Below are 13,980 nucleotides of genomic sequence, written 5' to 3'. Positions count from 1 at the left end.
ATCACGAGCGGACTTCTTAAAGTCAAACCCATTTTATGACGGACCATTTGACCCGGGCATGGCCGCTGCATATTATGTCATGCAGACGGGAATGGAGAGTCAAAGGAAAGCCATTTGTCTGCAAAATCCATTCGTCTGATTCGATTCTACCTGTCGTGATTAATGAAGCTACGTCTCGTTCTCTTTCTTTTTTGCTGCCAGATAATCTGATGGCAGCACGCCATACTGCTCTTTAAAATATTTCGTAAAGTATTTAGGTGTGTTAAAGCCTACTTTGTACGCCACCTCCCGAACCGATAACTGACTTTTTTCCAATAATTGCGCTGCATGTTGCAGACGAATTGTTCTTATAAACTCGAGAGGCGTCTTTCCGCTTAGAGCAAGAATCTTTTTAAAAACGTAAGCCCGGCTGATTCCAAGTTCCATGCCCAGATCCTGAATGGAGAAAGAGGATGAAGCTATATTTGCCTCTACAATTTTAACCGCTTTTTCCATGAACTTAACATCTAAAGGAGTTATCTGAAGTTCACTGGCCTTAACATCGAACGCCTTCCGAAATGTTTTCTGGAACTTCTCTCGCTGACTCAACAGGTTGTTAATTCTCGCTACGAGCACTTCAAAGTTGAATGGTTTAGTAATATAGTCTTCAGCACCTGTTTTCAATCCCTCGATGCGTTGCTCTTCGGTGTTGCTGGCGGTGAGTAAAATCACGGGAATATGCGATACACGTTCATCCGATTTAATCTTTCCACACAATTCAATTCCATTCATTTTTGGCATCGCGATATCACTCACAACCAAATCGGGTTGCAGGGACAGAACAAGATTCCAGCCATCGATACCGTTCTTGGCCTCATGTATTGTATATAAAAATTTCAAATTGTCTCTCAGGTAAAAACGAAAATCCTCATTATCCTCTATCAGAAGTAATGACTTCCTGGTTGTTTTACCTGAAGTTTTTTCTGAACCAATGGCAGCGTCAATATCATCGGGCTCGACCCGATCAGGGAGTTGGGCACTGGTGATAGCGACTTCTTCGATAGGTACTTGTACTGGTTGCAGCGGTGCTTCCGACAGCGGTAAAATAACTGTGAAGGAGCTTCCGACACCTACCTGGCTTTTAACCTCTATAGATCCGCCCTGTATTTTTACAAATTCTTTCGTGATGGCGAGGCCTAATCCGCTCCCTTGATTTACGATGCTTTGTGAAAGATCGGTTTGGAAAAACGGATCGAAGATTTTATCAAGCTTGTCTTTCGGTATGCCAATGCCTGTATCGCTTATGTCAATTCGCAACAATTGTTCATCTGCTTTATCGATCGTCACGGTTACACTGCCATTTTCAAGTGTGAATTTAAAGGCATTACCCAGGAGGTTGAACAGTATTTTTTCCAGTTTGTCATGATCAAAAAGTGTTTCATGGCGGCTGACCGCACTGTTAAACGACAGGGTAATATTTTTCTTTTCCGCAAGATCAGAAAATGAAAATACAGTATCCTTTATAAAAGCTATAACATCGCCCTTGGCAGGATTAAACTTTATTTCGTGGACTTCCAGTTTTTTAAAATCCAGTAATTGATTAACCAGATTCATTAAGCGTTTTCCGTTTCGAAGAACCAGTTGAAATTGCGCTAATTGTTCGGGGTCTTTTACTTTCGCTATAAGTCTTTCAATAGGTGCCAGTATTAGTGTGAGCGGTGTTCTGAACTCATGGCTTATGTTTGTAAAAAATTTTACTTTCAACATATCAAGTTCATGCAACCGCTGCATCTCCCTGCGCTCCTGTTCAATTGAGAATTTCATCTGCTCGCGCTGTTGAATTATTTTACGTGTAACAATGAGGAGGCAGACCACGATGAATCCATATAGTATAAAAGCAACTTTACTCTTCCAAAACGGTGGTTGGATAATAACGGCCAGCACCGCGTCATTCCTGCTCGGCACTTCATCGCCATTTACAGCTCTTACTTTCAGTAAATATTTTCCGGGATTTAAACTGTTAAATATGATTTCGTGATTCTTCGCATCTACCGGCAACCAGCCTGTATTTAATCCTTCAAGGCGGTATATATAGCGATCGCGCTGCGGGTTAAGATAATTTAATGCAGATAACTTTAATGAAAAGAAATTCTTATTGGGCGGAAGTATAATCTCTTTTGTTTCTGTAATTGATTTATCCAAGATTACCGAACCATCGATTTTCTCCCCTATATCAACCGGCTCCTCGTACAGCTCAAGTTCCGAGAAAATAATTCTGTCTATCAAGAAATCTTTACCCTGTTGATTTCCGCGAAAAATATTGAAACCGGTAGGTCCGCCAAATACCAACTCTCCTTTACGTGTTTTGAAGCTTGCATTTGAATTGAACTGCCTGCCCTGCAATCCATCCTGCTCGGTATAGTGCTTTACCGTTGCCCCCTGCAATGAACCTGCTGCCAATGTAATTTTAGAAAGTCCGTTCAATGTACTAATCCAAATATCACCAACGTTATCTTCCTGTATCGTTAAGACTGTATTTATAGTTTTATTCTCTTTAAATGTTGTGAAGCCGTTAATGGACTCATCAAAAACGTTTAAGCCATTCAACGTTCCTACCCACAAACGTCCCCTGGAATCCTTCATGATATCTAAAACGGTATTGCTACTCAGAGAATTGGGCCTTGAAGAATATTCAAAATGAGTAAATGTTTTATTTTTTTCAGAAAGCACAGCGATGCCGGCGAATGTGCCGAACCAGATATTACCATAGCGATCTTCATTGATCGCCTCGACCGTTGGAGATTGTAATGCATTGGCTCCCCATGTTTTTAACCTGTGAAACTTCCCGGTTCTTTTATCAAAGAGCGCAGCCCCGCCATCCGTTGTTCCAATCCAGATACGTTTTCGCGAGTCTTCGAAAATTTCCCAGACGTCCATACTGGGTATAGATGTAGTGTCGTCTGCGACATGCGTAAAATGCGTGAAATTCTTACCATCAAATTTATTAAGTCCGTCTTTATAGGTCCCAATCCATAGGTTATCATCAACATCCAGGCATAGGCTCACTACAACATTTCCGCTAAGGCTGTTTTTGTTCCCGGCTTCGTGGAGATATTGCTTAAAAGTCCCTTTCTTCCGGTCAAAATATAAAAGCCCGCCTCCGTTCGTTCCAATCCAAAGATTTCCCTCCTTATCTTCTTCAAACCGATTGATATCTTCAAAAGGTAAGCTATGAGAATCTGTAGCATAGTGTTTATATATATCGAACTGATAAATATTGGGATGGTAATAACTTACTCCGCGCTTATAGGTACCTATCCAAATGATTCCTTGTTCGTCTTTGTATAGATACGTAATTGAGTTCGCAATGAGGCTTGTTGGATCACCGTCAGTATGAGAAAGATACCGCACCGTATTTGTCTTCTTATCCAGCAGATTGATGCCTCCGTGATCTGTTCCAATCCACATCAATCCATTTTCGCCTTCCAACAGGCTTGATACAAAATTTGTGTCAAACCCTGACACTATTTCCTTCCGCTTTAACTTCTTTTGTTTTACATCATAGATAAAGACGCGGTTATTCGCCCCGGGCGCAAAAAGCCAAAGATCTCCATCTGCGTCTGCAACAAGCCTGTATTTCTGCACTGCCTTGTCTGCATCATGAAGAGCCGAAATCCGTTCAATTGCTACACCATGTTGTGCATTGGTTTCTATTCTTTCTATTATACCATTTGCATGTATCAGCCAGTAATTTCTATTCTTATCGATACAGAAATCGGTTATTTCATCCTTCACTATCGATAGTGGATCAGCAGCATTATTCTGAATAACAACATATCGCTCCTGCCTCGGGTGATATTTTATCAGCTTATCCGGTTGAACAAACCAGAAGGAACCGTCTGTATCCCGTATAATATTATTGAGACGGCTGGATACCCCATACTTTTTATAAAATGGATTGAGGTTACGCTTAAACGTTTCACTTTCCGGGTCGTAAAGAGTCAATCCCGCTGCAGTGACAACTGCTAACAATTTGTCGGGAGTCTCAAATATTTTATACGCGAAATCGTTAGGAAGCGAGGTGGTATCGTGCGGATCATTGACAAAGGATTTTATTGCGTAGCCGTCAAAACGATTCAACCCAAAGGCGGTACCAAACCAAACAAAGCCGCGGCTATCTTTATATATAGTCAAAACATCTGGGTGCGACAAGCCATCTTTCAGGTCAATTTGCTTGAATCTGAATTGCTCACTTTGACCGAACAGGAGACCGGCGGCCATATTAAAAAGACAGAAAAGATATACAGAGCAGTTTTTTCTGGCGAAAAAGTTCATTTGTATAAACAAGTTTCGATGTGAAATACGGTGACAGGTCTCATCTTGCGTTGTGTTACAGGACGATTATATGTCTTTGCGTTCAAGGACACTGGCTTATGCCGCAAGCATTTTCGCTTTTGAACACAAAAAATCAAATCAAATTAAAATCCAGGAATCTAACGGGACAATAAATATAATTTACATTATACTTTTCATCCCTTAAACACTCAGCATCCTTAATTTTTATGGGCAGGCGTAGATTTAAGGCTGCCGGCTGATGTGTGATGTTATCTTTGATGTGTAAACTCCAATCGTACTATTTTATAAGCATCAGGCAACCGATTCCCAATCATATTCAGATCAACGATCATATTTCAACCCAAAAAGTTGACTATTTATGACATTCTTTTAGCCGATTTATACCCATTATCGTCAAATCCGGGGATTAATGTCTCCCACAGCGCTAATAATGGGTATTTCTATTCAAACGTTTTCGTTATTTTTTTTCATCAATCGTTTCCATATACTCTTTGTGCACTTTTCTTAGATTCTTTCCTTTCTCCAAACAGTTTATTTTAAAAAACAAACGCCAAGAGAGCATAAGGAATTTTCAATTAAACCCACTAAGCCAGTGAACTTAAAACCAGTAATACTTCCCCGTAAAAGCAGCTTGAATGGCTAAGGGTAGAATGGAATCATGAAACAAACACAACTATAACCCCTTTAATTATGGAAAAGTCTATACTTCAGCTAACCCGATTGTACCTGACGTTAGTATTTGTATGTTGTTTGTCAATTATAGCCGTTGCGCAAAATATAACCATCTCAGTTGATGCCACACTTAATAAGCGCCTGATTTCGCCCTATATCTATGGGCGAAATGAAGATTTCAAAGCATCCGATAATTCACAATTTTATAAAGATGCCGGATTGCGTTTTGCGAGAATGAACGCTGGTAATAATGCATCTGCTTATAACTGGCGCGCGAAGCTCACTGTACACCCCGACTGGTATAATAATGTTTATGGCAGTGATTGGGATGCACTGGCCCAGAAAATAAATACCGACTTTTCAAACCTCCAGGGTATGTTCGCCTTTCAGCTATTGGGCAGAGTAGCATCGAACAGTAATAACAATTTCAACGATTGGGCTTTCAACCAGGCACAATATTGGTCTGGCGTAAGCCAAAACCTGGCCGGAGGCGGTGTGCCCAACACAAGCGGGGGCAGCAAGGCTCTGGTTGATGGAAATATTGAATTGTTCAGCAAACCGTGGCCGGCCGACTCTTCGGTGGCAATTCTTAATCACTGGTTTGGAGCTAACGGTAAAGGTTTTAATAAAAGCAAGTTCGTATACTGGAACATGGACAACGAGGTAGATGTATGGAATGGCACGCACGATTGGGCTATGCCAACCTTGCTATCCGCCTCAGCCTTCATGGATCGCTATATAGCCCTGGCCAAAAAAGCGAAAGCGTTGTATCCGGGCATCAAACTTTGCGGACCTGTTACAACCTCTGAGTGGCAATGGTATAAATGGTCAACAGAAAGTATATATATAAACGGCAGGTATTATCCCTGGATTGAATACTTTATAAAACGCCTTGCCGATGAATATAAAGCAACCGGCATCAAGCTGGTGGATGTAATCGATATTCATAATTACCCCTGGTATAATAACGATGACGCTGCCGCGCTGCAGGGGCATCGGATTTATTACGATGAAACCTATGATTACCCCGGATCAAACGGCATCAAAACAATGAATGGCGGATGGGATGCCACACTTTCGAAACAATATATATTCAAACGCATCGATGGATGGCTGAATGAACATTTTGGAACAAACCATGGCATCACGGCCGGTCTGAGTGAATGGGGCGCCATGTCGAGCAGCAATCCCAATGTTATATCCGCTATATATGCTTCGCATCTCGGCACATTTGCCAACAACGGTGTGGAGTTTTTTTCTCCCTGGATATGGTCGCCCGGTATGTGGGAAACCCTGCATCTCTTTAGCCGGAATGCGAAGAAATATAGCGTATCCAGCACTTCCTCACTCGAAAATACCGTATCGGCGTATTCTTCTGTGAACGAAAATGCGGACTCATTAACGGTTATACTTGTTAACCGCGATATGAGCTCTTCCCGCACGGCAACAATCAACCTAACCAATTTCAATGTGGCCAACGGCAGTTACAAAACATTGCAGTTATCATCGTTACCAACAACAGAGACCTTTGTATCGCATACTCAAAATGCATTGAAGTCAAACACAGTAACGGTAAACTCAAATTCACTCACGATAACTGTTCCGGCACTTTCTACAACAGCCATTCTGCTCAAGAGAGCTACACCGGTTACATACGTTACTCTCGCGAACCGCGCCACAGGCATGTTAATGGATGGATTATGGGGAACGGATGGAAGTACGGCAGCACAATGGCATTTTAGCAACAGCCTGGCCCAGCAATGGGTAATAGAAACCAGTGGAAGTTACATTAAGATCAAAAACCGGGCATCAGGTTTATACCTTGATGGCAATGGAAGCACAAACAACTCATCGGGTGTAATTCAAAAAGCTGCCAGTACAAGCACTACGCAACAATGGCTGCAGGTAGCCGCAGGGAGCTATGTAAAGTTTAAGAATCGCGCAACAGGACTGTATATTGATGGCTTGGGATTAAGTGCAGATCGTTCGATATTAGGCCAATGGAGTGCGAGCAGCAGTTTCAATCAACAATGGTCAGTCTCCATAACAGAAACCATATCAAGCGCACGCGAAGCTTCTGCCACCAGCCCTTCCGATGAATCACGCCATCTGGAAAAATACCCGTATCCCAATCCCTTTGTAAACGGATTTACGCTTGGCATTTCCCAACAAGATGAGGTCGTTCAGGTGGTGGTGTCTGATATGACGGGGAAGAAAATGGAAACGATAACTCAACCGGCATCGGGTTCTCTGCTGCTCGGCACTATGCTTGAGCCGGGATATTATATCGTTACTGTATATACCAAACGTTCATCGGAGTCTTTTAAGATTTTCAAGAAACAGTAACAACAGCAACCCTTATAGGTCATCTCAGCGATTTACGAAGGAACCCCGACAGATGTATACCTGCCAAATACTTCGTATAAAGTACTGAGATGGCCTTGATAATATTAGAGCTCTCCTGATACCATAAATATACCGGAGGAGCTTAACATAAATATCTCTGAATAAATATAGTATGAATCAATTGCTACAGTACATCCCAAAAATCCTCCGGATTCAAACATTGCTATGTATTTACTGGGCAACTCCACTATTAGCACAGAACGTAACCATTACAGTGAATGCCAGCCACGACAAGCGGGCGGTATCGCCATTCATATACGGATGCAACAACTCCTTTGATAAACCCATTTCATTTTACAAAGATGCAGGCTTGCAATTTTCACGCATGAACGGGGGTAACAATGCAAGCCGCTACAACTGGAAGAGAAAAATAACTTGTCATCCGGATTGGTATAACAATGTATATGGGATTGACTGGGATGCGTTTGCGGAAAAGATTGACAACAACTATCCTACTATGCAAGGCATGTTTGCCTTTCAGCTGCTGGGGCGGGTAGCTTCAAGCACTGCACACAATTTCAACGACTGGGCTTTCAACCAATCGCAATACTGGCCCGGCCATAGCCAGAATTTAGCAGGAGGCGGTGTGCCGAATACCACTAACCCGGGCGGCAAAGCTTTAGTCGAAGGCGATACCAGTCTCTATACTATGCCCTGGCCAGCCGATTCTTCCGTTGCCATCCTCGACCATTGGTTCGGTGCCGGAGGGATTGGACTGGATAAGAAACAGTTCTCATACTGGAGCATGGATAATGAATGTGACATTTGGGACGGAACTCATGACGACATTATGCCTGACTTAATAACCGCCTCTGCCTTTATAGATCGCTTTATTGAGTTAGCCAAAAAAGCCAAGGCGAAATTTCCCGAGATCAAGATTTGCGGCCCCGTTTCCACCAGCGAATGGCATTGGTATAACTGGAAAGGAAGTGGCGTTACGGTGAATGGTAAATATTACAGTTTCCTGGAGTATTTCATTATGCGATGTGCTGACGAGGAAAAAAAATCCGGTGTCAGAGTACTCGATGTAGTTGACCTTCATCATTATCCGTATGCACCTACAGATAATGATGCACTTCAAAATCATCGGGTGTTTTACGACAAAAGCTATAATTATCCGGGCGCAAATGGATTAAAATCTATTAATGGCGGCTGGGATAACGAGCAGACAAAAGAATATATATTTCAAAGAATCAATGACTGGCTGGAGTTACATTATGGTTCCAACCATGGCATCTCCATTGGGCTCAGCGAATGGAGCCCGGGACCTTCCGAACCTAACCTGGCCTCTGTTATATACGCATCGCACCTGGGCACCTTTGCCAACCATGGAGTAGAATATTTTTCGCCATGGTCATGGTTTACCGGTATGTGGGAAACGGTGCATTTATACAGTCGCTACGCAAAAGGCTATAGCGTATCCAGCACGTCTTCTCTTGAGAATACGGTTTCTGCCTACACTACAGTAAATGATGCAGTGGATTCCATGACCGTTATCATCGTAAACCGTGATGTGAGTTCACCACATAACGTAACTGTAAACCTTAACGATTTTTCAATGCAGCCGGGAGTATACTCTACGTTACAGTTATCAGCATTGCCGGCAACCGAAACTTTCAAATCACATACTGACAATGCTTTGAAAGCAGGCACGGTAACAGCAACTAAAAATTCCTTTACTATATCTGTACCAGCACTATCAACCACAGCAGTCTTGCTATCCGGATCGCCTGCGTCAGTGGTAGGAATCGAAGAGAATAAAGAGCAAATCGATGGCATTATCCTTTATCCGAATCCTGTTTCTGACAAGCTGTTCATAACCATGCCCTCGCACGCAGAGGGTGCTGCTGAAATCACAGTACAAGACCTGAGAGGCCACCGGGTGCAATCTTATCAAAAAGATTACCATGGAACTTCTCTGCTTACGATAGATATGTCAGCAATCCCTGATGGATTCTATCTGTTGTCAGTACAGCAGTCTAATAAAATAAGTGTATATCAGTTTATTGTTGCGCGATGATATCAAAATCGATTTTCAGGTCGCTTTTAATACCGTAACCATTGCCCAGAAACCGTACTCCTTACAAGCCAAAAGGGTTCGTAAGAATGTCGACATGAACTGGCTTTTTCACAAAGGCGACATAGCGATGAAGCACGCGGTAAAAGCGGGTGGCCAGGGAGGCTTGGCTGATACTAATGTTATAATTCTCAGCAGAAGCATCTGCCCTTTTACAAGCTAATGATGTGATTCTGATAATGAACGACACGCGCATCGATAAACTGTCCGACTTACTTCAAGCGCAAACATCAGTCGCAGGAACAAGCACAGAAGTAGTGATACTCCGTAATCAGAAAGAGATAAAAATTAGAATTAGAGTAAGCAATAAAAGATAGATATACTACGACGCATACATATACGTCACTCTTGAATAGGAATAATCATCTTCTGTTGTGGCTAGTAGGAGCGTTAATTTCTCTTGTTCCTATTCCGGCATCTGCACAAAAAACAAAAGTGGCATGCGTTGGCAATAGCGTTACCGCAGGATATGGTCTCGCCAATCCTTCAACAGAAAGTTATCCAGGCCAAATGCAGGTTTTATTAGGAACAGATAAATGGGAAGTAATAAATTTTGGATCAAGCGGCCGGACGATGCTAAAAGCAGGTGGCTACTCTTATTGGGATGATCCGTTATACCAAAATGCACTTGCTTCCAATCTGGATATTGTTCTCATTGGATTAGGTACGAATGATTCCAAACGATGGTTGTGGGACACACAAGGATCAAAATTCGAAAGCGACTATACAGAAATGGTCAGGTCGTTTGAAGCACTGCCCTCCCAGCCCGATATCTGGGTATATCTGCTGATTCCCGGAGAAAAACAGGATTGGGATATCTACAACTCCTATATAAAAGACAAAGTAAACCCTGTAATCAAAAATCTTGCTTTAAAAAACGGTTGGGGTCTTATCGATATGTATAGCGTTTTGAGTGAGCGAAAAACAGAATGGTATCTTGAAGATAATGTTCACCCCTCAGTAACGGGAGCAGGGCTAATAGCGAAGGCAGCCAGCGAAGCATTGCAGATGCGCAAACCAGAAATAACTTTTGTAAATAACAAAGTCGTTGGTCCGGATGGGTATCAATATCAATGGTACATTGACGGATTTCCGGTTGCTGCCAGCATTGGAGGAACCCAGAGGGAAATGGTTGTTTCCAAATCCGGCGCTTATAAAGTTTCTGTCAAACGAAGTGAGAACAGCGAAACCAGAATTATTTCAGAAGAATTATTCGTTACCGTAACGATCACGTCCAATGAAATTACCTTACAAAATGCAATAAGAGTCTCTCCGAACCCCGTATTCGACACACTGTATATATATACCCAGGAGCATCAAAAAAAGAACCCTTACAGGATTACCGATTTATCCGGAAAAATTTTCTTATCGGGAGTGCTCGCCGAAAAGGAAGAAAAGATCGATATTCAGGATCTTACCCCCGGCACCTACCTTCTCTCCATTGGCGACCAGCAAATAAAAATATGTAAGCCCTGAATAAGCCATCAGCCTCATCAGGAAACGATTAAAGTTAAAGACTATATTTTCATCTATGCGATTGCATAATTATAGGGTAATGAAAGGAATTACAGTAATATTACAATCAAAATAAAATCATTAATCATCCATTAAAAATTTACATTCTTTTTATGAGTAGATCCTCACTTTTGCCAGAAAGGCGCCATTATTTAATTATCGTTGTGGTTTGGCTGCTGGCAGGCTCCGCTATTGCGCAAAAAATGAAAGTCTCACAGCCCGCGAGATCAATCCGTGTAGATTTCAATGCAACCACGGGACAATTAAATACGATGTTTAAAGAATGCGTTGGGGCGGGTCGCGCGAACGAAGGTCTTCGGGCAGATTGGCAGCAGCAACTCGCCTATGTAAAAAAGGAATGCGACTTTAAGTTTATCCGCATGCATGGTCTTTTAACGGACGACATGGCAGTTTATACACAGGATAAAGATGGGAATCCACTTTATAACTATATGTACATTGATGTACTCTTCGACTTTCTTCATTCCATCGGTATGAAACCATTTGTTGAATTGGGTTTCATGCCGGGTGCGCTTGCCAGTGGAAACAAAACTATATTCTGGTGGCGTGGCAATGTTACCCCTCCAAGAGATTATGAAAAATGGGAGGCGCTTATTAAGAATCTTGTTCAGCATTTTACCGAACGATACGGAGAAGAAGAAGTAAAAAGCTGGTATTTCGAAGTATGGAACGAACCTAATCTCGATGGCTTCTGGGCAGGAACGCAAGAGGAATATTTCAAATTGTATAAGCATGCTGCCCATGCCATTAAGAGTATAAATCAGTCGTACCGTGTGGGAGGACCCGGAACCGCCGGGGCAGCATGGGAGCCGGAAATGATTGACTTCTGCGTCAGAAATAATGTGCCTATAGATTTTGTAAGTACACATGCTTATGGTGTAAAACAGGGCTTTCTCGATGAGTTCGGCAATTCCGGCACCGTGCTCGATAAAAATCCAATGAGCGTTAGCGGTGATGTGCTTCAATCCCGAAAGGAAATTTCTGCGTCTGCTAAACCCAACCTTGAACTACATTATACCGAATGGAGTGCATCCTATACACCGGCGGATCCCATTCACGACAGCTATCATGAAGCATCCTATATATTGCAAAAGCTTAAGCAAGTTGGCACTGCGGCTAACTCTATGTCTTATTGGGTATTTACGGATATCTTTGAAGAGCCCGGCCCACGCTACACTCCTTTTCACGGAGGTTTCGGTTTGCTAACGACCCAGGGTATAAATAAGCCAGCCTTTTACGCCTATCAATTCCTTAATCGCTTGGGAAATATAGAGCTGGCGAACAAAGATGAGTCTTCTATTGTAACAAAAAGTAATAACGGTGACGTACAGGTTCTATTATGGGACTTTACCAACACACACCCCGGAGACTCTGTTCATAACCAGAAATACTACATCCGCGATTTGCCCGCTAAATCAAAAGGCTTTGTAAACGTACAAATCAATAATATTCCTGAAGGCAACTATGCCATTGAAATTTATAAAGTAGGTTACAGAAGTAACGATGCATACACAACGTATCTTTCTATAGGCAAGCCGGCGCAACTCACGCAACAACAGGTTGAACAGATAAAAAAACAAAATGATGGTTCGCCTTTCATCAAGGAAATTGTTCATGTAAAAGCGGCACTCCCCTTCTCTCGCCAACTAGACATTCGTGAGAATGATGTGCTGCTTTTAAAAATGACAAAGCTCTAAATACTCCAGGCATACCGCGATGCCAAATGATTCAGCAATATCATGTTGCATCGTGGGGAAAACACATACTGGCAAGCGTTTTTATCCCAGGTTGGTATAAACACGCTTGCCGGTAATGGTTAAATGACATATAATTTCAATTTCGAAGGTGTACTCCTTCCTCCGCCTGGCTTGTACCGGAATTCAAAGATATATATTGTAAACGGGCCAGCGGCTCAGACCAAAGCAAGCATCCATCCCAGGACTGAGAAAATCAATATATACATCGTCATTTCGAGCAATAGCAGTATTCGCAATTTTTGTTTCAATTGGAAAATAATTGATATCTAAAAGTAGTTAGATGCCCTTTATCGAAGCACACCAGATAATCTAAATTAAGGGTAACAAATGTCCACGTAAAATATTTTTTTAATCATTGGAATTGAGTTATCCGGATACTGACTAATAAAGTAAGGCCATCCCACGGAGTCGATGCCTCCTGAATACACTTTTCACCTTCGCGATTACAGTTTCACAACCTTCCTTTCGGAACTCACATCACCATAAGTACCAGCGAAAGCTTGATAATTTTTAAGACGGCTTCTTCCACAAATTGAAATTGACCTGATCAGTTAAATATTATTCAAGGATATTGATTTGTGATCCCCACGATAAACGCCACCTGCATTAACACGACAGTACATATAGTCTGTGGTTGCATGACACTCCGCTATTTATATTTGGTTAACCATGCAAAGTACTCGTGGTTGCCGGGCCATTCCATCCCCAAAAAAGGACTGCGGTTCATAAGAAGTCAAAAAATCGAAAAGTACACCATAAAAAGTATACACACCGATAATAACATAGTTATGCAATAAGCCATTGGGTTATACTTTAGACAACACATTAACGCATGATATAATAAGAAGAAGAAGATTTATTTTCCAGTCTCCTTTAACTGTAATGCTTCGATACCCCTTATTTTCTTTCATTCGGAAGTTTGTGCAGCCTGATGGTGATCTAAAATCTTCAATGTACTAGCGAAAAATCTTTCGCTGGTAACAATTATACTTTTGATGCCTTTCAATTGGACTAGGGTCGATTTTAACTAATACATCTTTACTGCAAACGATTACATCATTTCAGAATTCTGAATCGGTTGCGGTACTGTGAGGCACCCGATTTCTTCATCTGGCGGTGTGATAGTCTTTGTAACTCTAACCAAAAAACGTATGAAGAAACTTTACAGATGTTTAGGCATTTCCATGTTAATTCTGC

General features: G+C 42.0%; 5 protein-coding genes. 4 read left to right on the top strand and 1 reads right to left on the bottom strand.

Features of this window, described 5'->3' with window-relative positions; translation table 11 throughout:
* Positions 1–168: 168 nt before the first annotated feature.
* Positions 169–4,260 (bottom strand): hybrid sensor histidine kinase/response regulator transcription factor, encoded by a 4,092-nt coding sequence (locus V7Q33_RS22000; RefSeq protein ID WP_333821288.1) that lies wholly within the window; start codon positions 4,258–4,260, stop codon positions 169–171.
* A gap of 765 nt (positions 4,261–5,025) precedes the next feature.
* Between V7Q33_RS22000 and V7Q33_RS21995 the strand changes: the two genes are divergently transcribed.
* The 4 genes from V7Q33_RS21995 to V7Q33_RS21980 all read left to right on the top strand — a co-directional run bounded on the left by V7Q33_RS21995 (position 5,026) and on the right by V7Q33_RS21980 (position 12,723).
* Positions 5,026–7,353, top strand: a complete 2,328-nt coding sequence (locus V7Q33_RS21995; RefSeq protein WP_333821287.1) for a glycoside hydrolase family 44 protein — start codon at positions 5,026–5,028, stop codon at positions 7,351–7,353.
* Positions 7,354–7,525: 172 nt separating this feature from the next.
* Complete coding sequence (locus V7Q33_RS21990) at positions 7,526–9,433, top strand: glycoside hydrolase family 44 protein (RefSeq protein ID WP_333821286.1); 1,908 nt, start codon at positions 7,526–7,528, stop codon at positions 9,431–9,433.
* Between the two features lie 492 nt (positions 9,434–9,925).
* Positions 9,926–10,966, top strand: a complete 1,041-nt coding sequence (locus V7Q33_RS21985; protein ID WP_333821290.1) for a GDSL-type esterase/lipase family protein — start codon at positions 9,926–9,928, stop codon at positions 10,964–10,966.
* Between the two features lie 152 nt (positions 10,967–11,118).
* A complete protein-coding gene (locus V7Q33_RS21980; RefSeq protein ID WP_333821285.1) occupies positions 11,119–12,723 on the top strand; it encodes a GH39 family glycosyl hydrolase in 1,605 nt (534 codons plus the stop codon).
* The last annotated feature ends 1,257 nt before the right edge of the window (positions 12,724–13,980 follow it).

Source organism: Ohtaekwangia sp., from assembly GCF_036786105.1.
Classification (GTDB): Bacteria; Bacteroidota; Bacteroidia; order Cytophagales; family Cyclobacteriaceae; genus Ohtaekwangia.
Note: the sequence above shows the minus strand (reverse complement) of the source record. Positions and strands in the feature narration are given on the sequence as shown.

Excerpts from the sequence above, each read along its gene's own strand:
- V7Q33_RS22000 (WP_333821288.1), bottom strand. The coding sequence starts at position 4,260 with ATGGCCGCCGGTCTCCTGTTCGGTCAAAGTGAGCAATTCAGATTCAAG.
- V7Q33_RS21980 (WP_333821285.1), top strand. The coding sequence starts at position 11,119 with ATGAGTAGATCCTCACTTTTGCCAGAAAGGCGCCATTATTTAATTATC.
- V7Q33_RS21995 (WP_333821287.1), top strand. The coding sequence starts at position 5,026 with ATGGAAAAGTCTATACTTCAGCTAACCCGATTGTACCTGACGTTAGTA.
- V7Q33_RS21990 (WP_333821286.1), top strand. The coding sequence starts at position 7,526 with ATGAATCAATTGCTACAGTACATCCCAAAAATCCTCCGGATTCAAACA.